This window comes from Streptomyces sp. ATCC 21386 (assembly GCF_018728545.1).
In the GTDB taxonomy this organism is placed as follows: domain Bacteria; phylum Actinomycetota; class Actinomycetes; order Streptomycetales; family Streptomycetaceae; genus Streptomyces.
In genome coordinates this window covers 1257911-1280981 of the sequence record NZ_JAAVVL010000001.1, presented here as the reverse complement: position 1 = coordinate 1280981, position 23071 = coordinate 1257911, and the positions used below count along the sequence as shown (strand labels likewise).

Here is a 23071-nt window from a genome sequence, read left to right as displayed (position 1 = left end):
TCAACTTTAGACCAAATCTAAGGTAGGCTGGTCGTCCGAGAGCGCTTGGAGGCCATCCCATGTACGAGCCGATCCGCACCAAGTCGGTCCACACGATGGCCGGCACGACCTCCTCCGACTTCCCTCACCGTTCGCGTGAGGAAGAGCTGGACATCCAGCTCGCGGGTCACTTGGCGGCGCTGCTGGCGACGACGGACGCGCTCCGCGCGGTCGCCCCCTCCGCCGACCTCGACACCGCCGCGGGTCGACTCGCCGCGCAGGTGGCTCGCCTGCGCGGTGGCCGACCGCCCGTACGGTCCACCGTGGCCCCCGCAGGCGACGGGCGGAACGTCGGCGAACTCCACCGCCGCGCCCACGCCCTCGCGGGCCGCGCCCTCGTCGTCGCGGCCTCCCGGGCGGACACGGTGGCGGCGATCCTGGCGGCGGAGCGGATGGACGCCCACGCGGCGGCCGAGGGGACGGCCTCCACCCCGGAGCCTGCCTCACGGGAGCTGGCGGCTCACTGAGAGGGTCCCTGAGGGGCGTCCCGAGGGGGCGGGTTCTCCACGAGGCCGCCGCTGCCCCCGTCATGGCGGGCTCCTACGCGACCGCGCCCTCGACATCGGTGCCCCCGTCGGGCCGCTCGTCACCGGCGCCGCCCTCGGCACGGCGGCCGGGAACCGCGGGCCCCTGTGGACGAGCCGCCCTGCTCGTGACGCTCACCCTGCTCGTCGCGCTTCCGCTCCACCGGCCCCTGGTCACGCCCGTCCGGCGCGGTGCCGAGGCGCGCCGGTGAGGCTGGAACGGCCTCCGCCGTTGCGTTCCGGGACCGCGGCTTCACCGGCCGTTCACCGGCGCCCGTAAGGAACGTTGGATTCCGGGAGCACTCTCCCCTTGTGAGACGAATCGCAGGAATCGTCCTCGCGGTCCTGCTGATCGGCGGCGTGGTGGCAGCCGTCGTGGCGGGCCGGCAGACCGAGGACACGGGCACGGCAACGAAGACCGTGCGAGGAGTGATCGGGTCGGAGAAGGCGGAGTTCTTCGCCGACCCGGAGGTGGTGAAGGCCCTGGCCGCCCAGGGCTACACCGTGCGGACGGAGACGTCGGGGTCCTGGGCCATGGAGGGCCTCGACCCGAAGGGGTACGACTTCGCGTTCCCGTCCAGCAAGGCGCCCGCCGACGAGCTGGCCGAGAAGTACGGCGTACGCGAGCCGCTGCCCCGCCCCTTCTACTCGCCCCTCGTGGTCGTCGCCCACCGGGGCGCCGCCGACGTACTGCGGCAGAACGGGCTGGCCACCGTCGAGAAGGGCCGGGGCGTCCTCGACATGGACGCCTACCTGAAGGCCGCCGAGGACAAGCGGACGTGGCAGGACCTCAAGGGGGCCGACAAGTACGGGGAGTTGAGGGGACTCCTCTACATCGCCACCACCGATCCGACCACGTCCAACTCCGGCGCGCTCTACCTCGCCGCCGCCTCCGACGTCGCCAACGGCGGCCGGGTGGTCTCGGGCAAGGCGGACCTGGACCGGACGGCGCCGCTGATGCGCGAACTGATCAGCGTCCAGGGCGCTCAGCAGCCGAGCACCGACGCGGCGTTCCGCGACTTCGTCAGCGGGGTCGGCAATCCGCTCGTCCTGGTCTACGAGTCACAGGTCGCCGCGATGCTGACAGCGGGTCAGAAGGTCGACGATCTGGTCGTCCTCTACCCGGACACCACCGTGTTCAGCGACCACACCGTCGTGCCGGTCACGGACGAAGGGCGTGCGCTCGGCGAACTCCTCGGCACCGACCCGCGGTTGCGCGAGCTGGCCGCCCGGCACGGGTTCCGGCCGCAGGGCGCGGCCACCGAGTTCACGGCGGCGACCGCCGACCACACCACCTACCTGATGCAGAAGCTGACCGTCCGGCAGGCGCCCGTGCCCACCTCCGAGGTGCTGCACGAGATGGCGCGCCGGGCCCGGGGCCAGTAGGACGACGGGGGAACACGACACATGACCATCGAGAACAGCGAGAACAGCAAGAACGGCGGCAACGGCATCGGCGGCAGCGGCAGCGGCCTGGGCGGTGACGGTGGCGGTGGCGGTGGCGGCAGCGTCTTCACTCTCACCCCTCCCGAGCCGGTCGCGGCCGTCCCCCGGGAGAAGGCCGGCGGACTGGTGCCGGTCGAGGAGTCCGTACGGACGGACATGGCCCGCAAGGCCGAGGAGTACGTACGAGGGCTCGCCGCCCTCGACGCCCGCTCCCCGGAGTTCGCCGGTCGGGTCGGGGAGATCACCGCGCTCGGCGCGGGCGAGATGCGGACCGCCGCCGCGCAGTCCAACCGGATGCTGGAGCGGACCGTGCGCAGCCTGCCGGGCAAGGGCGGGGACGCGCAGTCGCAGGTCGCCGGCTCGCTCGTGGAACTGCGGCGGGTGGTGGAGGACCTCGACCCGCGTGATCTGCCGGCGAGCAAGGGACGCAAGCTGCTGTCCCGGCTGCCGGGCGGCAACAGGCTGCGCGACCACGTCGCCAAGTACGCGTCCGCGCAAGGAACGTTGAACAGGATCGTCGGATCCCTGCGGGGCGGGCAGGACGAACTGCGTCGCGACAACGCCGCGTTGCAGACCGAGCGGGTCCGGCTCTGGGAGACCATGGGCAAGCTCCAGGAGTACGTCGTCCTGACGGAGGCCCTGGACACGGCCGTCGAGGCGCACATCACCACCCACGTCGACACGACCGATCCGCAGCAGGGCGACACCCTGCGCGCCGACGTGCTCTTCCCGGTCCGGCAGAAGCACCAGGACCTGCTCACCCAGCTGGCCGTCTGTGCCCAGGGCTATCTGGCCATGGACGTCGTACGGCGCAACAACGAGGAGCTGATCAAGGGCGTCGACCGGGCCGCGACGACCACGGTCTCGGCGCTGCGCATCTCCGTGATGCTCGCCTCCGCCCTCGACAACCAGAAGAAGGTCGTCGACCAGGTCAACGCGTTGCGCGGCACGACGGAGGACCTGATCCGGGGGAACGCGGAGATGCTCGCCACCCAGAGCGGCGAGATCCAGCGCATCGCCGCCGACCCGGCCGTCGGCGCGGAGACCCTCCGCTCGGCGTTCCAGCAGATCTACCGCACCCTCGACGCGATCGACACGTACAAGGTCCAGGCGACGGAGACCATGGCCGCGACCGTCGAGTCCCTGACCTCCGAACTCCAGCACGCGACAGCGTACTTGGAGCGCAGCCGGAACCAGGGGGCACTGGAAGGCGGTGGGCTCGCATGAAGGGACACCTGAGAAGGCGTGGGCGAATGCGCACGACGGCCGGCATCGCCCTGACGACCGTGGCCGTCCTGCTGGCGACCGCCTGCACCGCCGCGGACCAGGGCTCGCCCGGTCCCGCCGAGGCGGCCACATACGTCCCCGGCACCCTGCGCGTCCTCGCCTCCAGTGAACTCGCCGACATGAAGCCGGTGTTGACCCGGGTGGAGAAGGACACGGGGATCAAGGTCCGGCCCACCTACATGGGCACCCTCGACGCCGTCGAGCTGCTCGCCGAGGGCCGGGCGAAGGGCGCGTACGACGCGGTCTGGCTGTCCTCCAACGACTATCTGCGGCTCCGTCCGGAGGCGGCGAGGCAGGTGGTGTCGGAGACCCCGGTGATGTCCAGCCCCGTCGCGATCGGCCTGAAGGACGCGACCGTGGCGAAGCTCGACTGGCAGCCGGAGGACGTGACCTGGTCGGACGTCGAGCGGGCCGTGGCGGACGGGAAGCTGACGTACGGCATGACCGACCCGACCCGCTCCCACTCGGGTTTCGCCACGCTCGTCTCGGTCGCGTCGGCCCTCTCCGAGGCCCAGTCCGCGCTCACGGACGCGGACGTGGCGCGGGCGAGGCCCAGGCTGAAGGAGTTCTTCACGGGGCAGCAACTGACCTCGGGGTCGTCGGGCTGGCTCGCGACGGCCTACGACCGGCGCGGGGACGTCGACGCGCTCCTCAACTACGAGTCCGTGCTGGAGTCGCGCGAGGACCTGACGGTCATCCGGCCGCGCGACGGCGTCGTCACCGCCGACTACCCGCTCTCCTCCCTCGCCTCCACCGGCAAGGAGGTCCGCGACGACGTACGCCGGCTCTCGGACGCCCTGCGCACCCCGGAGGTCCAGCGGCTGATCACCGAGCGGACGCTGCGCCGCCCGGTCGTCGCCTCCGTACCGCCCGCGGCCGGCCTCGACACCACGCGCCGCCGTGAACTGCCCTTCCCCGGCAGCCGTTCCGTCGCCGACGGTCTTCTCGACGCGTACGAGAACGAGCTGCGCCGCCCGTCGCGGACCGTGTACGTCCTGGACACCTCGGGCTCGATGGAGGGCGACCGGCTCGACCGGCTGAAGACCGCGCTCACCGAGCTGACCGGCGACTTCCGGGACCGTGAGGAGGTCACCCTGATGCCGTTCGGGTCGGACGTGAAGAGCATACGGACGCATGTCGTACGGCCCGAGGACCCGAAGGCCGGGCTCGACGGCATCCGCGCCGACACCCGGGAGCTGTCCGCGAGCGGCGACACCGCCATCTACACCTCGCTGCGGAATGCGTACGAGCACCTCGCCACCGCTGACCGGGACACCTTCACCTCGATCGTGCTGATGACGGACGGCGAGAACACCGAGGGGGAGAGCCCCGCCGACTTCGACTGGTTCTACGTGCGACTGCCCATCGCCCAGCGGCAGATCCCCGTCTTCCCCATCCTCTTCGGCGACTCCGACCAGGACGAACTGGAGCACATCGCCGACCTGACCGGCGGCCGTCTCTTCGACGCCCAGCGGGGCTCGCTGGACGGCGCCTTCGAGGAGATCCGTGGCTACCAGTAGATGGCTGGCGTACGTCGAGTCCCGCAAGAACCTCACGGGCGGCGCGCTCGGGGTCGTCGGGCTCGGGCTGACCTTCGCAGGGGTCGCGGGGCCGTACTGGCCCGTGGTGGTCGTCGGGCTGTACGGCGCGGGTGCGTTGATCGCGCCGCCGGAGCGGGTGGCTCCGCCGGACTTCGCGGATCCGTCCGCCCAACTCGACGAGGTACGCGGTGACTTCGGCAGGCTCCGGGAGTACCTGGCCGACGTCGACCTGCCGCCCGCCGCGGCCGGCCGGCTCACCGAGCTGACCGAGCTCCTCACGGCCCTGCTCGATCCCGGCTGGGTCGCCGAGGTCCTCGCCCATGACCCCGAAGGGGTCCACGCCCTCTCCCGGGCCGTCCGCCAGGACGTCCCCGAGGCCGTCGACACGTTCGTCCGCACGCGCTGGTGGACCCGCCTCACGCCGGGCACGGAGCCGCCGGAACGCCACCTTGAGCGGCAGCTGGGTCTGCTGCAGGAGGAGTTGGGGCGCCTGGCCGCCACCTTGCGCGACATCGAGGCGCGCCGCCAGGAGTCCCACACGAGGTATTTGGAGGACCGGTCGGGGTGAGGGGGGTGGGGGGGGTGCGTTCTCGGCTGTGGGCCCGGTGGGGCTTCTCGCGCAGTTCCCCGCGCCCCTGAAAGACCGGGCCCGTACGGCCTTGGAAGGCGACGGGACTGGGAGATGAGAGACCACGGGCTGCGGGGGCCTGGAAGGCGACGGGGCTGCAGGCGTGAAAAGCATGGGGCGCAGCCCCTGCTTTTTCAGGGGCGCGGGGAACTGCGCGAGAAGCCCCCACCGGACCGGCACCCGGCCTCGCAGCCCAGCCACCCTCCCCGTCCCCCGGCCCCTACCCCCCGTCACCCCACACTCGCCAGAAGCACAATCAGCAACACCACCCCCACCACCACCGCCAACACCTTCAACCCCGCATACGGAGACGCCACCTGATCCGGCGGAACCCCCGGAGGGCCCGGTACAGACGTAGGCCGCGGCCCGTTGAAGACGTCGTGCCCGGTGACCGCGGCCCGCGTGCACCAGGGACAGGTCGGCAGATGCGACCCGTACGTGTGCAGGGGCCGTACCGTGCAGGCCCGCACCTGCCCGCGCTCCTTGTCCAGGGCCCGCAGCCACGCCTCGGCCTGCGGCCGCGCGTCGGGGTCCTGGACGCCCGGCCCGAACGCGGCCTTGGCGAGGACGAGGAGTTCGGTCGGCAGCACGGACGGGTCGATCGTGCCGCGCGGAATGGTGACCCGCTCGGGCCGGACGACATAGCTGCAGCTCGCGGCGATGTTGTCCTTGACCGTCGACTCCGAGGCACTCTCGTGCGGCACGCCGCCGAAGGGATGGTTGCCCGCGGTGAGCAGCTGGTAGACGAGGACGGCGAGGGCGAAGTCGTCGCTCTGCCGGGTCGCGGGGCCACCCGCCTGCCGCTCCGGGGAGGAGTAGTCGGTGGTGTGCATCAGACACGGGAAGAGCTCGCCGGTGACCGGGTCGGTGAAGGCGATGGAGTCGCAGTCGAGGAAGGTGACGAACCCGTTGGCGTCGACGACGACGTTGCTGCTGGAGAAGTCGCCGATGACGAGGTTGTCGTAGTGCATGCGGGCCGTCATGAAGGCGAGGTTCCAGGCGACGCCGAGCAGGAACCGCCAGTCGGCCCGGTCCGGGAAGAGCTTGAGGCGCTGGACGCGGGTGAACAGGCCGACGAGCTGCACGTGCTGGGGTTCGCCGAAGCGGCGCATCGCGTAACCGAGGAACTCGCCGTTCGCCCCCCGGGCGATCGCGGTGGGCCAGGCCAGCTCCGGCGGCTGGCTGGCGTCCGTCGGGCGGGCGGCCAGCGGTGACATGGTCAGCATCCGGGTCAGCCGCCGTTCCTGGTCCGGCCCCGGGGTGTCCCGGTAGATCTTGACGACGATCCCCGTGTCCCCCTCCACCGGGAACACGGCCGCCTGCCCACCCCCCTTCAACGGCAACTCGGCCAGAGTGACCCGCCTACCGTCGAGAAAGACCGTGCGGCCGCTCATGGCCGTACCTCCGAGTGTTCGTCGAGCCGGTCGTCACCGCTGATGAGCCTGGGCGCGTGAGGCGCGTGAGGCGCGTGAGGCGCATGGGGCGCGCTCAGCGCCGGTGTGTGCGGACCGCGCGCAGCAGGGTCTTGTCGTCGGCGTTGAGGGCGGTGAGGCGGTCGGAGCGCAGGAGGGCGGCCAGATTGGGGTCGCGGTCGTCCTCGCCGGCCTGGTCGAGGGAGCGGAAGACGGCGTCGGCGAACGAGGTGTTCGGTGACTGCGCGCCGTCGGCCGATCGGTTGAGCATGGCCTGCGCGAGCCCGTCCGTGGAGAGGAGCACCCCGTCGACGCCGTCGTCCAGGACGCACTCGGTGTGGGTCCAGCGGTCCCTGTCCGGCGAGGTCAGGAACACCGTCTCGTTGCTGTACTCGCTCGCCGCCGCGGCCTGCGGCAGCAGATGGAACTGCCGTTCCCCGTCCTCCGTCCCGGCCCGTACGACGACGAACCCGTCGCCCACGGAGAGGTGACCGAGCCAGCCGGGCGCGAGCACCACCACCGTGAGCGTGGTCGCGAAGTCGGGCGCGTCGGCGCCGGTCCGTTCGAGGAAGTCCTCGCTGACGTCGCGCAACGCGTCCCGCAGCAGTTCGTGCACGGCATCCCCCGGCCGGACCCCCGCGGCCGCCTCGGCCCGCCGTACGAAGTGGTCCGTGGCGAGCCCCACCGCGAGGCGCGCGCCCTCCTCCGACCGGGGCCGGCTGCCGGCCCCGTCGGCGACGGCGAGCACGGCGACGGAGGGCGTGGCCGCGGCGGCGCACGCGTCCTGGCAGGGCAGGCCCTGGCGCCGGTGCCGGTAGCCCTCGACGCTCAGGCCGTGGATCCGCCAGGGCGGGGCGGCGTTCACCTCACGCCTCCCAGGCGGGGCGCTGTGTCTTGAACTGGCTGAAGATCTTCTCGAACACCTCGTCCCCCGCCCCCTTCTGCTCGGCGTTGGCACTGGCGGACATCATCTGGAGCAGCTCACGGAACGGGAATCCCTGCAGCCGGGCGTTGAACTTGGGTGCGAAGGCCCGCAGCACCGACTCCCCCATGTCCGTGATCCCGCCGACCCCGATCGCGTACAGCCGGAACCGGCGGGCGCGCTGCTCCTCGGCGAGGACGGGGACCAGCCGGTGCCAGGAGTCGGTGAGCCGGCCGGTGGGGTCGGTGGGCAGACCGTCGGTGACGAGGCAGATCTGCGGCCGGTAGTACTGCAGGCCGGACGCCCGTAGCTCGCTCTTGCGGGCGGCCACGATGTGCATCGCCAGCTCCAGCGCCTCGGTCATCAGGGTGACCCCGGCGGCCGTGAGCTGCGGTGCCTGGAAGGCGTGCGCGGGTATGAAGGGGCTCGTCCGGGTGCGCGGGTCCAGCAGCTGGGGTCCACGCCAGGCGCCGACGCCCTGTCCGCCGAAGGTGACGACGGCGACCTCGACGCTGTAACTGAGGCTGACGTCGTCGTGGAGTTCCCTGGTCCACTCCGCGAGCGCGTTGTTGAGCGTCTGGATCGGCTGGCCCGCCATGGAGCTGGACGTGTCGAGGCAGAGCACGAGCGGCATGCGCTGGGCATTGTTCTCGAACTCGATGTCGGCGTATTCGGCCGGCAGCGTGGGCGGGTATTCGCTGTGCATCGTCATCCCCCTGTGCTTCTGGTGCTTCTGTGTTGCCGATGTGCTGGTGGTGCCGTGATGCCGGGCGGGTCTCACCTGGGCGTGCCCTTGGTGTGCCGGGCGGGTCTCACCTGGGTGTGCCCTTGGCGTGCCGGGCGGCCGTCGGTGGGAAGGCGTAGAGGACGTCGGAGTCGCGTTCCCGTGCGTCGGTGACGTCGACGAGACTGCCGGGCGCGGGCGGCGGGCGCCCCGGTTCGGCCCACACGGCTCGGCGCAGCACCCGGTCGACCTCGACATAGCCCTGCGGGTGCAGCTCGGTCCGGACGACGGCGGTCCGGGCGTTCGCCGGGCGGCCTCCCACGTGGCGCCCGTGCCGGGGTCCGGCCGCGACCCGCAGCCGGGTGGTGCTCTCGTCCCCGCCCTCGCCGTCGCCGCTGCCGTTTCCGCCCGCGCCGCCGCTTCCGCCCGCGCTCCCGCTCCCGCCCGTGGGCCCGCTTCCCCCCGCGCCGCCGTTTCCGCCTGCCGGCCCGAGTCCGCCCGTGCTTCCGCTGCCGCTGCCTCCCGGGCCCGCGCCCCCGCCGCGCGCCGCGTGCGCCGGCGCGGACCGGGTGGGGCCTACCCGCCCGAGCGCGCCGGCCGGCCGCCCGGAGGCCGCCCGCCCGGCCGGAGGTGCCCGGTGCCCCACGGCGACCGGGCCCCTGGACCGCCGGATCACGATCACGAAGGCGAGGAGCAGGAGCGCGAGCAGGAGCGCCATCCAGAAGGCGGTCCAGGTGGCGTTGCTGTAGCCGGAGTCGGAGGCCTCGCCGTCGATGGTGTCGGCCGCGTTGTCGGCCCCACCCTCGCCGTCCCCGTCCTGCTCCTTGCCGTTCTGGCCCTCGTCACCTCGGTCACCGGTGTCCTGGCCGTCGGTGGCGCCGGACGCACTGGAGGCACCGGAGTTCCGGTCGTTGTCGACCTCGTTGATGGTGAAGTCGTTGTCGTCGGGACTGGCGGTGAAGTCGTCCAGTTGCGAACCCTTGAGCGTGGCCTGTCCCTCGACGGGGCCGACCTCGCCGCACATCTGGTTCTTCTTCTGGTCGCAGACGCCGCTCGCCTTCAGGTCGGCCAGGGTCTCTGCCGTCAGCCGGTCGATCGTGGCATCGGGGTGGATGAGCAGTTCCTCGACGGCGAGGAGCAACGCCGTACCGCCCTGCCCCGTACGCGCGCCCTGCGGCACCAGCACCACCACCGGGTGGGCGCTCTTGCTCAGTCGTTCGAGGACGGCGTGCTGGTCCTCCCCGATGTTCTCGTACCCCAGCGGTTTCTCAAGCGTGATCACGACGGGCCCCTCGGCCGTCCGATCGGCCCAGCACGTCAGCCGTTCCGCGAACCCCTCGCCCGGACACGGGTCGTCGTCCGCGACCGACGACCCCACCGGAACCAGCCCGCCCAGCCCGACCAACAGCCCCACCAGCAAACCGAGAAACGACAAACGCCCGATCGCACCCATCGCCCCAACCCCCCGTGGCCTGAAAGGCACGCCCCCGCGGCCCTGAAAAAGCCCATCCAATAGTGGAGCAGGCAGCCGGGTGGCCGGAAGGGTTTGGCGATTTCCGCCGATGGAATTACGGCGAGTTGCGCCGACGTTCGATCAGTACGCTTTTCACTTCTACAACTTGAACACCTGGTGGCAACGACTGAACATCTGCCGCGCCCGCTCCACCCAGTCATTGGCCAGAGCGTCAAAATCCGCCTGGGTGATCCGGCACGTCAACGGCAGATCGCAGACTCCGGCGAGACAGGGCCGAGGCCCGCGGACATCCCACACGGAAAGCATGGGGTTCAGCTGTTCGGTATTCCACGCGTTCGACGCGGCAGCGGCAATGGCCAGTTGATCCTGGCGGAGGAAATTCCCGTCCGTCGCGAAGGCCACCAGAAGCCTCTTGGTGGTCATGAAACGCAGGGTGACCACCCGCCCCGCCTCATGGAGATCGAATTGCAGGGTGACGGAGACGGTGTCATGGACCTTGTGGTAATTCCGCCGCGCCACCCAGTTCTGCACCAACTGCCGCCAGTGCGTGCCGAGGTCGTATATCTCGGCGTTGCGCCCCGGGTACGAGTCACGGCCGTCGCGACCGGGGAAGGAGTCACGCCCCGGGTGGGACTCACGGCCCGGGTAGGAGTCAGGAACCGTCACGGACCACCGCCCCCGCGACCATGGCGTCGGTCAGCCCGGCGTCGAGCAGCGCCTGCGCGTGCAGCAGCAGGCAGGAGGGGACGGACTCGCTCGTCGTACGGCGCAGATGACGCTCCCTCAGCTCCTCGTACCGCACCTCGATGGTCCGGGCCACCTGCGGCGGCGGCCACGCCTCGACGCGGGTCTCCTCCTCCACCAACTCGCCCAGGATCTCGGCGAGTCGGGGCCGCGCCTCGGGCCGCTTGGCCAGACAGCGGGCGATGAGGGGCCGCAGTCCCGGCGGTACGCCGTCGAGCCGGGGCTCTCCCCGCACGACCTCGACGCGCACGCCCTCCCCGGTGCCGTGCGGCGGGCGGCCGGTGAGCGCGTACACCAGGACGCCGCCCAGTGAGAAGACGTCGCTCGGCGGGCCGACCCGGTCGCCGCGGATCTGCTCGGGCGACATGAACGAGGGGGTGCCGACGACGACACCGACACGGGTGAGGCCGGGGGCACCGTCCACGCGGGAGATGCCGAAGTCGATGACGCGGGGGCCGTCCTGGGCGAGCAGGACGTTCGCCGGCTTGAGGTCGCGGTGGATCACATGGGCGGCGTGGATGGCCTGCAACGCCTCGACGAGACCGGCGCCGAGGGGACGGACCTGGGCCTCGGGGAGGGGGCCGTCGGCACGGACCGCTTCCGCGAGGGAGGGGCCGGGAACGTACAGCGTGGCCAGCCAGGGGAGTTCGGCGGTGGGGTCCGCGTCGACGACGGCGGCGGTGTAGGCGCCGCTGACCACGCGGGCGGCGGCGACCTCGCGGGCGAAGCGTTCACGGAACTCGGGTTCGGCGGCGAGTTCGGGGCGGGCGACCTTGACGGCGACCTCTCGGCCGGCGGGTGAGCGGCCCAGATAGACCCAGCCCATGCCGCCGGAGCCGAGGCGGCCGACTATCTTGTACGGGCCGATCTTCATGGGGTCACTTACGGGTGTGCGCACCCCGGTCACCTCATTTCGGGGTTCGGTGCGGATGTCCCGAGTGTCCCGCGAAATCCGTTGCGCGGCAGCCCTTTTCGCCCCCTCCGCCCCTACCCGTCCCTCCCCCACTCTCGGCTTCGCTCGAGCGGGAGGTGCCCCCACCAAGGGGCTGGCGCCCCTTCGACCCCCAGGCGTCCGTCCGGTGGGAGCTGGTAGCGCAGTTCCCCGCGCCCCTGAAAAGGCGGGGTTGCGCCCCTGCCTTTTCAGGGGCGCAGAACCTTGTCTTTTTGGGGGCGCGGGGAACTGCGCGAGAAGCCCCACCCACCCGAGCCCGCCAACGAACCCGAACCCCCGAGCTATCAGGCGCCCGAACAAGAACCGCACAAAAATCCGCGACCGGCCGAGGAGACGTCGCTGGTCAGGGCAACCCATATCCGGCCGGTCGCGGAGTAGAAGGGGGCGTCAGCCCAGACGGCTCACCAGCGCCCGGTACTCGTCCCACAGCTCCTTCGGCGTGTGATCACCGAAGGTGTTGAGGTGCTCGGGCACGAGCGCGGCCTCCTCCCGCCACACCTCCTTGTCGACGGTCAGCAGGAAGTCGAGGTCGGACGAGGAGAGGTCCAGCCCCTCCGTGTCGAGCGCACCCGGTGCCGGGAGGATGCCGATCGGCGTCTCCACACCCTCCGCCTTGCCGTCCAGCCGGTCCACGATCCACTTCAGGACCCGGCTGTTCTCGCCGAAGCCGGGCCACACGAACTTGCCCGCGTCGTTCTTGCGGAACCAGTTGACGTAGTAGATCTTCGGCAGCTTCGACTGGTCCTTGCCCTTGGCGACATCGACCCAGTGGCCCATGTAGTCGCCCATGTTGTAGCCGCAGAAGGGCAGCATCGCGAAGGGGTCGCGGCGCAGTTCGCCGACCTTGCCCTCGGCCGCCGCGGTCTTCTCGGACGCCACGTTCGCGCCCAGGAACACCCCGTGGTTCCAGTCGAAGGACTCGGTCACCAGCGGCACGGCCGTGGCCCGGCGGCCGCCGAACAGGATCGCCGAGATCGGCACGCCCTTGGGGTTCTCCCACTCCGGCGCGATGATCGGGCACTGCGCGGCCGGCACCGTGAAGCGGGCGTTCGGGTGGGCGGCCGGCGTCTCGCTGTCCGGCGTCCAGTCGTTGCCCTTCCAGTCGGTCAGGTGCGCCGGGGTCTCCTCCGTCATCCCCTCCCACCACACGTCGCCGTCGTCCGTGAGCGCCACGTTGGTGAAGACCGAGTTGCCCCAGAGGGTCTTCATCGCGTTGGCGTTGGTGTGCTCACCGGTACCGGGCGCGACACCGAAGAACCCGGCCTCGGGGTTGATGGCGTAGAGCTGCCCGTCCTCACCGAAGCGCATCCACGCGATGTCGTCGCCGATCGTCTCGACGGTCCAGCCGGAGATCGTCGGCTCCAGCATCGCGAGGTTCGTCTTGCCGCAGGCCGACGGGAAGGCCGCCGCCACGTACTTGGACTCGCCCTGCGGCGGGGTGAGTTTGAGGATCAGCATGTGCTCGGCGAGCCAGCCCTCGTCGCGCGCCATCACCGAGGCGATGCGCAGGGCGTAGCACTTCTTGCCGAGCAGCGCGTTGCCGCCGTACCCGGAGCCGTACGACCAGATCTCGCGGCTCTCGGGGAAGTGGGAGATGTACTTGGTGGAGTTGCACGGCCACGGGACGTCCGCCTCGCCCTCCGCGAGCGGGGCGCCGAGGGTGTGCACGGCCTTCACGAAGAAGCCCTCGGAGCCGAGCTCGTCCAGCACGGGCTGTCCCATACGGGTCATCGTGCGCATGGAGACGGCGACGTACGCGGAGTCGGTGATCTCGACGCCGATGGCGGAGAGCGGCGAGCCGAGGGGGCCCATGCAGAACGGGACGACGTACATGGTCCGGCCGCGCATCGAGCCCCGGAACAGGCCCTTCTCGCCCTGGAAGATCTCCCGCATCTCGGCGGGGGCCTTCCAGTGGTTGGTCGGACCCGCGTCCTCCTCCTTCTCCGAACAGATGAACGTGCGGTCCTCGACCCGGGCGACATCGGTCGGGTCGGACGCGGCGTAGTAGGAGTTGGGGCGCTTGATCGGGTCGAGTTTCCGGAAGGTGCCCTTCTCGACGAGCTCCCCGCACAGGCGCTCATACTCGGCCTCGGATCCGTCGCACCAGACCACGTTGTCCGGCTCGGTCAGTTCGGCGATCTCGTTCACCCACGCCACGAGTTCTCGGTGGGCGGTCGGGACGGTTGAAGGGGGAGCCGCGATGTCGCGCGCCACGATTGCTCCTAAATGAGGGATTTTTTGTTGGAGGCCCCGTGGGGGCTGCGACCCGGATGCTTCACGGTTGGATCTTTGGGCGCTCATCCGGTGCCGACCACACTCATTTGATCATCCGACGGGAGTGCCCATCTGTCCAGAGGGCCGCCCACGTGAGCATCGTGACCCTCACCACTCGCCCGATTTCACCCAGGAGGTTTCCGTGTGTCACCACCGCTTCACCGGGAGTGCCCGGTGGCGCGCCGGGATATCACCCGCGAGGCCCCCGCGTGAGACGATGGCCACTTAGCGAGGCACGAACGGCCCGCACACTCCCGTAAGTTACGGCCCCGTAGGTACGATGCAGGACATGACAGCGTCCGTCCCCGATGCGCACACGGAGACGCCGGCCGACAGCCGCGATCCCGACGCGCGATCCCTGCCGCATCAGATCGCCCACACCATCACCGACGAGATCCAACAGATCACCGGTGAGATCAAGCCCAGACTCCGGGGCTGGCTCCATCTCGGCATGTTCCCGGCCGCGCTCGTCGCCGGCCTGGTGCTCACCGCGCTCGCGGGTTCCACACGCGGACGCATCGCCTGCGGGATCTTCACCTTCACGGCCTGCCTGCTGTTCGGCGTGAGCGCGCTGTACCACCGGGGCAACTGGAGCCCGCGCATGGACGGCATCCTGCGCAGGCTGGATCACGCCAATATCTTCCTGATCATCGCGGGCACCTACACCCCGCTGACGATGCTGCTCCTGCCCGGCGCCAAGGGACAGTGGCTGCTGTGGGGCATCTGGGCGGCGGCGCTCGCCGGCATCATCTTCCGGGTCTTCTGGGTGGGCGCCCCACGCTGGCTCTACACCCCGTGCTACATCGCGATGGGCTGGGCGGCCGTCTTCTTCCTGCCCGACTTCATGCGCACCGGCGGCATCGCCGTCCTCGTCCTGGTGATCGTCGGCGGCGTCCTCTACAGCGTCGGCGGGGTCATCTACGGCCTCAAGCGCCCGGACCCGTCGCCGCGCTGGTTCGGCTTCCACGAGGTCTTCCACTCCCTGACGCTGGCGGCGTTCACCACGCACTACGTGGGGATCTCCCTGGTGGCGTACCAGCACGCGTAACCCTCCGGGACGACCGGGACGCAGCCCTTTCCAGTGGCCGCGGCTACCAAGCCGCGGCCACTTTCGCATGCCCGCAGACGGAACCCGACTGCCAGTCAATTGACACCAACCATCTTTTGAGAGTTACTCTCAATTCATGGAGACTGTCACTGAACCTGACGCTGCCCCTTCGGGGGCCCGGCCCGACCCCCGCCGCTGGTGGGCCCTCGGCGCCCTCGTCGCGAGCATGCTGACGCTCGGCTTCGACATGACGATCCTGAACGTGGCGCTGCCGACCATGGCCGCAGAACTGGGCGCGACCACCGGGCAGCAACAGTGGATGGCGGACGCGTACATCGTCGTGTTCGCGGCCCTGATGCTCCCGGCGGGTCTGCTCGGCGACCGCTTCGGCAGGCGGCGGATGCTGATCGTCGGACTCGGGATCTTCCTCGCGGGATCACTGATCGGCGCCCTGGCCCAGGAGGTGAACGCGGTCGTCGCGGCCCGCGCCGTCATGGGAATCGGCGCCGCGCTGGTCACCCCGCTCGCCCTTTCCGTCCTGCCCTCGCTCTTCACCCCCGACGAGCGCACCAAGGCGGTCGGCATCGTCTCGGCGGGCTCCATGCTGGGGCTGCCGCTCGGCCCGGTCATCGGCGGCTGGCTCCTCGACCACTACTGGTGGGGCTCGGTGTTCCTCATCAACCTCCCCATGGCCGCCCTCGGCATCGCCGCCTGCGTCTTCCTCCTGCCGGAGACCCGGGACCCCGCCTCCCCGAGGGTCGACGCCGTGTCCACCGCGCTCACCGCGACCGGCCTCGGCTCCCTCATCTACGCGATCATCGAGGCGCCCACCCGGGGCTGGGGCGACCCGCTCGTCCTGGGCATGTTCGCGGCGGCCGCCGTACTGATCGCCGCACTGGTGCTCCGCGAACGGCGTTCCGCGCGCCCCCTGCTCGACATGGGGCTGCTGGCGCACCGCGGCTTCCTCTTCAACGCGCTCGCCGCGACCCTCGTCATGTTCGTCCTGTCCGGCCTGCTGTTCGTCCTGCCGCCGTACCTCCAGGCCGTCCTCGGCCATGACGCCCTGGGCACCGGGGTACGGCTGCTGCCGCTGATGGGCGGTCTGCTGGTCGGCGCGCGGACGGCGCAGCCGGTCGTCGGACGCTTCGGGTCCCGGGCCGTGGTGAGCGCGGGGCTGGCGGTGCTGTCGTTCGCCGCGTTCCTCGGCAGCCGTACGACGGTCGACTCCGGTTACGGCTTCACGGCGCTGTGGCTGTCCCTGGCCGGTGCCGGGTTCGGGGTGGCGATGGTGCCCGCGATGTCCGGGGCGCTGGGCACCCTGCCCACGGACCGGGCCGGCAGCGGTTCCGGGCTGCTGATGACGCTGCGCCAGGTGGGAAGCGCGATCGGCATCGCGCTGCTCGGCAGTCTGCTCGCGGGCGTCTACCGGGACCGCCTCGACGTCACCGGCCTGCCCGCGTCGGCGGCCGACACCGCCGGGGACTCGGTGGTCGCGGCGCATCTGGTCGCCGAACGCGCGGGCACGGCCGATCTCCTGACGTCCGCGAACAGTTCGTACGTCCATGGCATGGGCGTGGTCATACTGGTGTGCGGTGGCGCGGCACTGGCCGCGACGCTGCTGGCGGCGGCCTTCCTGCCGAGCACGCCGACCGACCAGGGCGCCGCGAACGCGCGGGACACCGGCCCTGACCTGGCCACGTCCAAGGCCGATGCCCGACAATGACCGCATGACGGCCGCACGCCCCAGCACTCCCCCGCCCCCCGCGCACCCCGCCGACCGCCCCGCGCTCGGACTGCGTGAGCGCAAGAAGATCAAGACGCGCGAGACCATCCGTTCCGCGATGTACGCACTGGTCCGGGAGCAGGGCTACGACGCCACGACGATCGAGCAGATCGCCGACCGGGCGGAGGTCTCGCCGTCGACCGTCTTCCGCTACTTCCCGACCAAGGAGGACATCGTCCTCACCGACGAGTACGACCCGATCCTCATGGACGAACTGCGGTCCCGCCCGGCGGACGAGCCGTGGCCGGACACCATCCGGTACGTGATGCGGGAGGCCGTCCGCACGGGCGTCGAGGAGGACATGGAGGTCGCCCGGCTGCGTACCCACCTGATGGTCCAGGTCCCGGCCGTCCGCTCCCGCATGATGGAGAGCATGTCGGTGACGGGCCGCATGGTCTGCACGGCCATCGCCGAACGGACCGGCCATGACCCCGACAGCCTGGAGGTCAGGGTCTGGGCGATGTCCCTGATCGGCGCCCTGCTGGAGACGTCGCTCTACTGGGCGGAGAACGACCACCGCGACGACTTCGCCGAGTTGGTGGACCGCGCCCTGAACACGATCCAGCACGGTCTGGACACGGACCGCCCCGGCGCGGGGCCCGATGCCGGGCGCGGTGCGGGGCCGGACCACCCTGACCCGCCGACAAAAAACCCCTGAGCCCGTCCCCTCCCCTCATGCGATCCTGACCAGGTGAAAGCACCCGAGATCCACGTCGAAGTGGCCCCCGAACTGGCCCTGTTCGTCCCACACGGCCGCCGAGCGGGCGCGACCGCCCTCGCCATCGACGGGGTCTCGACGCTCGGTCATGTCATCGAGTCCCTGGGCGTCCCGCTGACGGAGGTGGGCGCGCTGGTCGTGGACGGCCGGGTGGTTCCGGTCTCCCACATCCCGGCCGACGGCGAGTCGGTGACCGTACGCCCGGTCGACCGCCCCCAGCAGGTACCGGGCGCTCCTCTCCGCTTCCTCCTCGACGTCCACCTGGGCACGCTGGCCCGACGTCTACGCCTCCTGGGCGTGGACGCGGCCTACGAGTCGACCGACATCGGCGACCCGGCCCTGGCCACGCTCTCCGCCACCGACCGCCGGGTGATGCTGAGCCGCGACCGGGGCCTGCTGCGGCGCCGCGAGCTGTGGGCCGGCGCGTACGTCTACAGCACCCAGCCGGACGAACAACTCCGCGAGGTCCTGACCCGGTTCGCCCCGGCCCTCCACCCCTGGACCCGCTGCACCGCCTGCAACGGCCTCCTGAAGCCGGCGACGAAGGACCAGGTGGCGGACCGCTTGGAGGGCGGCACGCAACGCTCGTACGACGTGTTCGCCCAGTGCGCCTCATGCGGCCGCGCGTACTGGAAGGGCGCGCACCACGAACAGCTGGAGGCAATCGTGCGGGAGGCGCTGCGGACGCGTTGAGCGCCTTGCGCGAGAGCACGGGCTGAATCGGGGCCGCAGGGCAAGGCGAGGTCGACGTACGGGCAGCCCCCCTCACACCGGACGGCCCAGTACGACACGAAAGTCAGCCCTGTCGGCCGCGCGCTCATCACGAGACGGCCCCACGCCGGGCGCTAGCGTCCCGCCCACCGTCGCAACCTCCTGGTGACCTGGGCCTTGTGAAGGACGGTTGCCGAGGCTTCGCCCGGGCTCGTCATGAACGCCGTAACAGGGGTCCATCGCTCACCACCCTTACGAGCCGTCCATCTGACGGCGGGGAAGTCCGTGATCTCCGTGATGCGCTCCCGCACGATCACGCGTGTGCGCAGGTAGCCGCGGATCAAGAGCCTTTCGCCCTCACACGTCACGCCGAGGCGGTACCACCTCACGGCGAGGATCGCGAACCCAATCACAGCGAAACAAGCCGTGAGCCGCGAGAAGCTGGTACTGGCTTGTGCCGCGTAACTCCTTCATCGACCGCGAGAAGCCGCTCCTCCCGGCTCGTCTGCGGCATGCCGGGCCATCACCAGATAGCCCGCAAAGCCGACGTCCGGCCTGGCCTTTGCCCACCCGTCCGCTTCCTTGACCGGAACCAGCACGGTCGTGCCCGGAACGGGGTAGTTCACTTTGTCCGTAGCGCCCGGCGGCACCTCGTAACGACAGTGCACCTCGGCGATCGACACCACCTCCACCGAGGTGGGTGCGTGCCCCTCCTCTTGGCCGTGATGTTCCTCGCGGAAGTCGATCTCATCCGCGCGTTCGCTGCCAACGACGTCGGCGTAATCCTCCGGATCGACCTCCAGCAGCGTCCATGAGACAACATCCCCTGGCGCGAAGCTCTGCCCGCAGCACTGGATTTGCCAGTCATCGACCCAAATCGTCAACGTCATGCCGCCATTGTCCGCCGAGCGACCGGAGCACATCAGGGCTTCGCGCATAACGTACGACGCCAGCTTGGGAGTTCGATCCAGGCCTGCTTCGACTGCGGCTGGCGACTGGTGCGACGCCAGGCCCAGACGCAGGTGTGCACACTCGTCCGGCGTCGTTGATGTCAGCTATGGATGTCAGAAGCGGCAAACCCCACGGCCGTCCCCTGCGTACTGGGACCGCGCCTTCCGTGCGCAGAGCGGTGATGAGCGTGGCGAACTGCTGCGGGCTCAGCCCGGTGAACGGGCGTATCCAGATGAACTCCGATGCCGTGATCACGGCGAGATCATCTCCCGGCACCGAGGGGCCGCGCTGAGCTACGGGATGTCGGGGTATTGGGGGCGCTTCCGCTGAGCTTGGCCAGGTCACTGAGATCGATGTCCGTGGCCTTGCCATACCGCCTGGACCAGTCGGCGACGGCCTGCCGGAACAGGCAGTCGGGGCGATGAGCAACCGGTTCCTCGCCACGGTTCCGCAGCTTGGTGACAGCCGTCCGCTCCAGATCCTGATCGCCGCACTGACGAGCCAGAAGGGTGGACTTGGCAAGTCGTGCAGGCTCGTTGTTGGTCGGCGCGAACGACCAGACCCCGTCCCGGTGAACGTGGGTGTCCGCCAGGAGCAGCAGCCCAAGGTCGTGGGAGTAGCGGACGAAGCGCAGGGAGGGCGACCCGTAGGAAATGACGCCGGTGGGCGGGGCGTCCTCCTTCGGCTTCTTCGGCGGCGCCCTGACCTGTTCGGAGAACTCGTTCGCCAGACCGCGGTAGCCCTCATCCACCTCGGCTTTCACGTCCGGGTGGAGGCGGAACTGCTCGGCGATGCCCTCCGTTCGCATCGCGGTCTGATCGTGCATTCTTCCCGGGCCGGTCGGCCCCGGACCACAGGGTGCTGCCCTGTCCATCGCTGATCGTGGTGGTCTTCATGGTGTTCTGCTTCTTCTTGCCGGAGACGAACGCGCAGCGGCCCGGCCGGTGGGCCTTCGGGCGGCGGACCTGGGTCTCGGTCCCGTCGATCCGCAAGGTCACGCCCTCCGCATCGGCGTAGGCGAACACGTCGGCCAACATTGGCAGGCGCAGTCCGGGCTGGTCGGGGACGGCGAAGCCGCGGTCGGCGAGCAGCGGACGGATCTCGCCGATTGCCTCGGTGACGGAGGAGGGGCCGACCCCGTACAGCTCGGCGAGCGCGGCGTGCGGGAGCTGAGTGCGCAGGTGGACCAGAGCGACCAGCACCCGGTCGGCGAACACCAGCTCATGCTTGCGGCCCGCCCCGGCGGCACGGCGGAGGATCGGAGTTCACCAGCGGCCGAACCGGTCAGCACCTCGGGTCCTCAGCCACACAGCTCTAGCCCCGATCTTCAATAGGCGACCAAGCCGTAAGTCTTGTCCCGTAATGATCACGCCGGAGGGCGTCGCAGCCGTTTGCCAGCCGACTGCGGAGTCAGTCAAGGCCGGTCGCCCATGCCGTCAGCGCAGCGAAGTCGTCGATGGCGAGGCCGCGTCGCGGGTCGATCCGGTGCAGTAGGGCGGGACCGTCGTGGTGGTCCTTCACCCAAGTCCGATCCGCCTCAGTAATTTCGTCGTCGACCCAGGCGAACGCACGGCCTTTCGCCCAGGCGACGATCTCAGGCGTCTTCCAGAACACACCGCTCCCGGGTTCGGGCCGCGGCGAGGTCCACGGGATGAAGGGCAGCTCGGGCAATCCCAGGACTGGCGCGACGAAAGCGTTGGCCTCTTCCTCCCACGTAGTCGCCCACACCAGGTCGAAGGGAAGCGCCTCCAGCGCAGGGCCGTGATCCGGGTTCAGCCACACCCGCAGCGGCTTCACCGGCTTGTTCGGCAGCCCCCACTCAGTCAGCCGGCGCCGCTCGGCGGCCTCCCACCGAGGCGTCAGCAGGCGGTGCGTCTGATAGCCCTCGGGCCGACGGTGCGGCTTCGCGGCATACGGATTCAGCGGTCCGTCCACATCCACCAACAGCACTGGGCGCACCAGCTCATCCCCCTTGGTCCTGCCTCGCACCGTACTGGCCGGTGGCGAGACCGCCCAACAGGATTCTGGCCGGTACTGGTCTCAGCAACTCTGGCTCCGGGGTAGTGGGACGATCTTGACGTGCCGGCAGTGATCACAGCATCACAGCCGTCCTGGACAGGCCCGTTCACAAGGCTGAGCCCGCGCTGCTTCGGCAAGCTGGTGATCGCTCTACGCCGTGAGGACGCGGTCCGCCGAGATCGGCCCGCTGCTCGTGCTGCCGCCGCGCCTTCGGTTCCGCAAGGGCACCGTGCTCATCGTGGACGGCACCTTGGTACCCACGCATGACCATTCGGTGGCCGAGCAGTCGAAGACATCTCATGTCGTTGAGAGGTCAAGTCCGCGCTCCCGCGTCGAGCACGCCTTCGCCCGCATGAAGAGCTGGAAGATCCTCCGCGACTGCCGCTTGAAGGGAGACGGCGTTCATCACGCCATGCTGGGCGTAGCCCGCCTGTACAACCTCGCGCTCGCCGGATAGACCGGCCCGAGGCGGCAATCCCCGATGCTGACCGTGTCTACTCAGTTGATCATTGCGGGACAGCCTTTAGGCAAGAAAGCCGCCGGTGTGGCAGGGAACCGGCAACGCCGCAAGCGCGTCTGGATGGCAGTAGGAGGCTCACTGCAGTTGGGGAGGCGCGAGTGAAGCGGGCATTGGTCGGGCTCACAGGACCGGTTTGTTATGACTACAAGAATCACCTGAATATTCCGTCAGGTGCATTCCCTAATCCGGTCCTGGAGAACGTAACCGGCCTGGTTCTCTCTTACGATGAGATTTGGTTTATCTGCAGAGAGCTGTGCCCGAGCGATCTCCAGAATGCACACTTCGTTAAGTTCATCGAGGATGAGCCAATCCTCATGGAGCGCGCCCTCGTCGCGCTGGAACAATTCACGAATATGGCGCATGGGATCCCCAAAGGCGAGATGATTCGACGGGATGGAATCGCCAACAGAGGAATGCATCGGGCGATAGAACGTATCACCCGAGCGGTTCCGTTTGAGTTCACGCCCGATCATCACAGTCAACAGCTCTCCACCTTCCGCCTCTCCGGGCACGCTTTTAACGCTTCCGGGTTGCGCTTCGAAAACGTAGTTGCAGATATTGGCATTGCAGCAGCTCTGGATTTCAACATTGACGTGATCTTCAACAGCTACGCGTCAGGAGCGGCAGGGCTAATTCAAGGAGACCCTCAAGCGGGGAATCGACTAGTCTTGGCGGAGCAAATCACTGGAATCCATACTTTGGACCATCTAAGCCCGCAAGGGGCTTTCCATGAGAGCCTCAATGATCTCCGATCTCACGAACGCATCGCCGAGTTCCGCAACTTGCTCGCAGAAACCGACGTCGAGGGCAAGGACCTCAAAGCCCTGGCGGCAGAAGTGGTAGCGCAGGCTGATCGGCATGCGCGCGACGTTCTTGATCGCTTCATCAAGGGTAAGGGTAAACTGAGAACTTATGGCGTGCCCACGGCAGCTGCGTTTCTAAACCAGGTTATCCCAGGCGCAGGAGCGGCCTTTGGTGGACTATTCAGTGCTAAGGACTGGCTAGACGATCGAAAGGTCAAGAAGCGCGTCAGCTGGGCTCCATTCGTCCTTGATGCGCGCAACCCTCGCGAGTGATCGAGGTCCGACAGAATCAATCCCGCGCGCCGAGCGCGGCATCTGGTCGACAGTGCGTACGCGCCGCCACTCCTGTGGCGTGGGGCACCCGCGACTGAGCCCCCCTGGCTGTCGCGCCTGACTAATTCCCTGCCATACGAAGAGCCACCCACCTGGGCACACCTGGCACGGAGCCCCTTCGACACCGTGCTTGGTGAGCCGGCCGGGGGTCGGCACGTGTAGCACGGCGGACCTCGGCGGGTGTCGGCGGTTGTCGACGTTGGTCATCGCTGAGCGCC

General features: G+C 69.7%; 21 protein-coding genes and 1 pseudogene. 11 read left to right on the top strand and 11 right to left on the bottom strand.

All coding sequences use genetic code 11. The features are described from left to right. The first annotated feature begins 59 nt into the window (after nucleotides 1-59). The 5 genes from GWK25_RS05630 to GWK25_RS05610 all read left to right on the top strand — a co-directional run bounded on the left by GWK25_RS05630 (nucleotide 60) and on the right by GWK25_RS05610 (nucleotide 5405). Entirely contained in the window at nucleotides 60-506 is a 447-nt protein-coding gene (locus GWK25_RS05630) for a hypothetical protein (protein WP_215448758.1), read from the top strand. Between the two features lie 369 nt (nucleotides 507-875). Beyond that, a complete protein-coding gene (locus GWK25_RS05625; protein ID WP_215448757.1) occupies nucleotides 876-1949 on the top strand; it encodes a substrate-binding domain-containing protein in 1074 nt (357 codons plus the stop codon). Between the two features lie 21 nt (nucleotides 1950-1970). Then, nucleotides 1971-3236: a toxic anion resistance protein gene (locus GWK25_RS05620; protein WP_251828731.1), complete on the top strand. Its 1266-nt coding sequence runs from the start codon at nucleotides 1971-1973 to the stop codon at nucleotides 3234-3236. A 26-nt stretch (nucleotides 3237-3262) separates the two neighbouring features. Beyond that, nucleotides 3263-4816 (top strand): VWA domain-containing protein, encoded by a 1554-nt coding sequence (locus tag GWK25_RS05615; protein ID WP_215448756.1) that lies wholly within the window; start codon nucleotides 3263-3265, stop codon nucleotides 4814-4816. Further along, nucleotides 4803-5405 carry a hypothetical protein gene (locus tag GWK25_RS05610; protein ID WP_215448755.1) on the top strand — a complete coding sequence of 201 codons (603 nt, stop codon included), beginning with the start codon at nucleotides 4803-4805 and terminating at the stop codon, nucleotides 5403-5405. The genes GWK25_RS05615 and GWK25_RS05610 overlap by 14 nt, the downstream gene beginning before the upstream one ends. Before the next feature lie 290 nt (nucleotides 5406-5695). Here the strand turns inward: GWK25_RS05610 and GWK25_RS05605 are convergent, their stop codons facing one another. From GWK25_RS05605 to GWK25_RS05575, 7 genes are all read right to left on the bottom strand, one after another. Next, nucleotides 5696-6859, bottom strand: coding sequence for a hypothetical protein (locus GWK25_RS05605; RefSeq protein WP_215448754.1), 1164 nt, complete (start codon nucleotides 6857-6859; stop codon nucleotides 5696-5698). 94 nt (nucleotides 6860-6953) lie between these two features. Beyond that, a complete protein-coding gene (locus GWK25_RS05600; protein ID WP_215448753.1) occupies nucleotides 6954-7742 on the bottom strand; it encodes a PP2C family serine/threonine-protein phosphatase in 789 nt (262 codons plus the stop codon). Nucleotide 7743: 1 nt separating this feature from the next. Further along, entirely contained in the window at nucleotides 7744-8505 is a 762-nt protein-coding gene (locus GWK25_RS05595) for a VWA domain-containing protein (RefSeq protein WP_215457217.1), read from the bottom strand. Nucleotides 8506-8611: 106 nt separating this feature from the next. After that, nucleotides 8612-9958: a hypothetical protein gene (locus GWK25_RS05590; protein WP_251828729.1), complete on the bottom strand. Its 1347-nt coding sequence runs from the start codon at nucleotides 9956-9958 to the stop codon at nucleotides 8612-8614. Between the two features lie 177 nt (nucleotides 9959-10135). Then, entirely contained in the window at nucleotides 10136-10663 is a 528-nt protein-coding gene (locus GWK25_RS05585; RefSeq protein WP_215448751.1) for a hypothetical protein, read from the bottom strand. Beyond that, nucleotides 10650-11639 (bottom strand): serine/threonine-protein kinase, encoded by a 990-nt coding sequence (locus GWK25_RS05580; RefSeq protein WP_215448750.1) that lies wholly within the window; start codon nucleotides 11637-11639, stop codon nucleotides 10650-10652. Before GWK25_RS05580 ends, GWK25_RS05585 begins: the two co-directional genes overlap by 14 nt. Before the next feature lie 441 nt (nucleotides 11640-12080). Beyond that, a complete protein-coding gene (locus GWK25_RS05575) occupies nucleotides 12081-13907 on the bottom strand; it encodes a phosphoenolpyruvate carboxykinase (GTP) (protein ID WP_215448749.1) in 1827 nt (608 codons plus the stop codon). A gap of 349 nt (nucleotides 13908-14256) precedes the next feature. On the opposite strand from GWK25_RS05575, the gene GWK25_RS05570 reads away from it, so the two are divergent. The 4 genes from GWK25_RS05570 to GWK25_RS05555 all read left to right on the top strand — a co-directional run bounded on the left by GWK25_RS05570 (nucleotide 14257) and on the right by GWK25_RS05555 (nucleotide 18209). Further along, nucleotides 14257-15015, top strand: coding sequence for a hemolysin III family protein (locus tag GWK25_RS05570; protein ID WP_215448748.1), 759 nt, complete (start codon nucleotides 14257-14259; stop codon nucleotides 15013-15015). A gap of 136 nt (nucleotides 15016-15151) precedes the next feature. Further along, complete coding sequence (locus GWK25_RS05565; RefSeq protein ID WP_215448747.1) at nucleotides 15152-16738, top strand: MFS transporter; 1587 nt, start codon at nucleotides 15152-15154, stop codon at nucleotides 16736-16738. A gap of 4 nt (nucleotides 16739-16742) precedes the next feature. Further along, the gene (locus GWK25_RS05560) at nucleotides 16743-17456 is read left to right on the top strand and encodes a TetR/AcrR family transcriptional regulator (protein WP_215448746.1); all 714 of its coding nucleotides are present in this window, start codon (nucleotides 16743-16745) and stop codon (nucleotides 17454-17456) included. A 33-nt stretch (nucleotides 17457-17489) separates the two neighbouring features. Next, the gene (locus GWK25_RS05555; protein WP_215448745.1) at nucleotides 17490-18209 is read left to right on the top strand and encodes a Mut7-C RNAse domain-containing protein; all 720 of its coding nucleotides are present in this window, start codon (nucleotides 17490-17492) and stop codon (nucleotides 18207-18209) included. 488 nt (nucleotides 18210-18697) lie between these two features. Here GWK25_RS05555 and GWK25_RS05550 read toward each other — a convergent pair whose 3' ends face one another. The 4 genes from GWK25_RS05550 to GWK25_RS05535 all read right to left on the bottom strand — a co-directional run bounded on the left by GWK25_RS05550 (nucleotide 18698) and on the right by GWK25_RS05535 (nucleotide 21140). Further along, on the bottom strand, nucleotides 18698-19117 hold the full coding sequence (locus GWK25_RS05550; RefSeq protein WP_215448744.1) for a DUF6578 domain-containing protein: 420 nt from the start codon (nucleotides 19115-19117) through the stop codon (nucleotides 18698-18700). Between the two features lie 323 nt (nucleotides 19118-19440). Next, entirely contained in the window at nucleotides 19441-20004 is a 564-nt protein-coding gene (locus GWK25_RS44680; protein WP_215448743.1) for a hypothetical protein, read from the bottom strand. Then, nucleotides 19922-20395 (bottom strand): transposase family protein, encoded by a 474-nt coding sequence (locus GWK25_RS05540; protein WP_215448742.1) that lies wholly within the window; start codon nucleotides 20393-20395, stop codon nucleotides 19922-19924. The genes GWK25_RS44680 and GWK25_RS05540 overlap by 83 nt, the downstream gene beginning before the upstream one ends. 193 nt (nucleotides 20396-20588) lie before the next feature. Further along, nucleotides 20589-21140, bottom strand: coding sequence for a hypothetical protein (locus tag GWK25_RS05535; protein WP_215457216.1), 552 nt, complete (start codon nucleotides 21138-21140; stop codon nucleotides 20589-20591). 117 nt (nucleotides 21141-21257) lie between these two features. Between GWK25_RS05535 and GWK25_RS05530 the strand changes: the two are divergent. Further along, nucleotides 21258-21654: pseudogene (locus tag GWK25_RS05530) on the top strand (transposase). A 161-nt stretch (nucleotides 21655-21815) separates the two neighbouring features. Beyond that, nucleotides 21816-22793, top strand: coding sequence for a hypothetical protein (locus tag GWK25_RS05525; protein ID WP_215448741.1), 978 nt, complete (start codon nucleotides 21816-21818; stop codon nucleotides 22791-22793). Nucleotides 22794-23071: the final 278 nt, after the last annotated feature.

Excerpts from the sequence above, each read along its gene's own strand:
- GWK25_RS05570 (WP_215448748.1), top strand. The coding sequence starts at position 14,257 with ATGACAGCGTCCGTCCCCGATGCGCACACGGAGACGCCGGCCGACAGC.
- GWK25_RS05565 (WP_215448747.1), top strand. The coding sequence starts at position 15,152 with ATGGAGACTGTCACTGAACCTGACGCTGCCCCTTCGGGGGCCCGGCCC.
- GWK25_RS44680 (WP_215448743.1), bottom strand. The coding sequence starts at position 20,004 with ATGCACGATCAGACCGCGATGCGAACGGAGGGCATCGCCGAGCAGTTC.
- GWK25_RS05595 (WP_215457217.1), bottom strand. The coding sequence starts at position 8,505 with ATGCACAGCGAATACCCGCCCACGCTGCCGGCCGAATACGCCGACATC.
- GWK25_RS05560 (WP_215448746.1), top strand. The coding sequence starts at position 16,743 with ATGACGGCCGCACGCCCCAGCACTCCCCCGCCCCCCGCGCACCCCGCC.
- GWK25_RS05620 (WP_251828731.1), top strand. The coding sequence starts at position 1,971 with ATGACCATCGAGAACAGCGAGAACAGCAAGAACGGCGGCAACGGCATC.
- GWK25_RS05615 (WP_215448756.1), top strand. The coding sequence starts at position 3,263 with ATGCGCACGACGGCCGGCATCGCCCTGACGACCGTGGCCGTCCTGCTG.
- GWK25_RS05605 (WP_215448754.1), bottom strand. The coding sequence starts at position 6,859 with ATGAGCGGCCGCACGGTCTTTCTCGACGGTAGGCGGGTCACTCTGGCC.
- GWK25_RS05630 (WP_215448758.1), top strand. The coding sequence starts at position 60 with ATGTACGAGCCGATCCGCACCAAGTCGGTCCACACGATGGCCGGCACG.
- GWK25_RS05550 (WP_215448744.1), bottom strand. The coding sequence starts at position 19,117 with ATGACGTTGACGATTTGGGTCGATGACTGGCAAATCCAGTGCTGCGGG.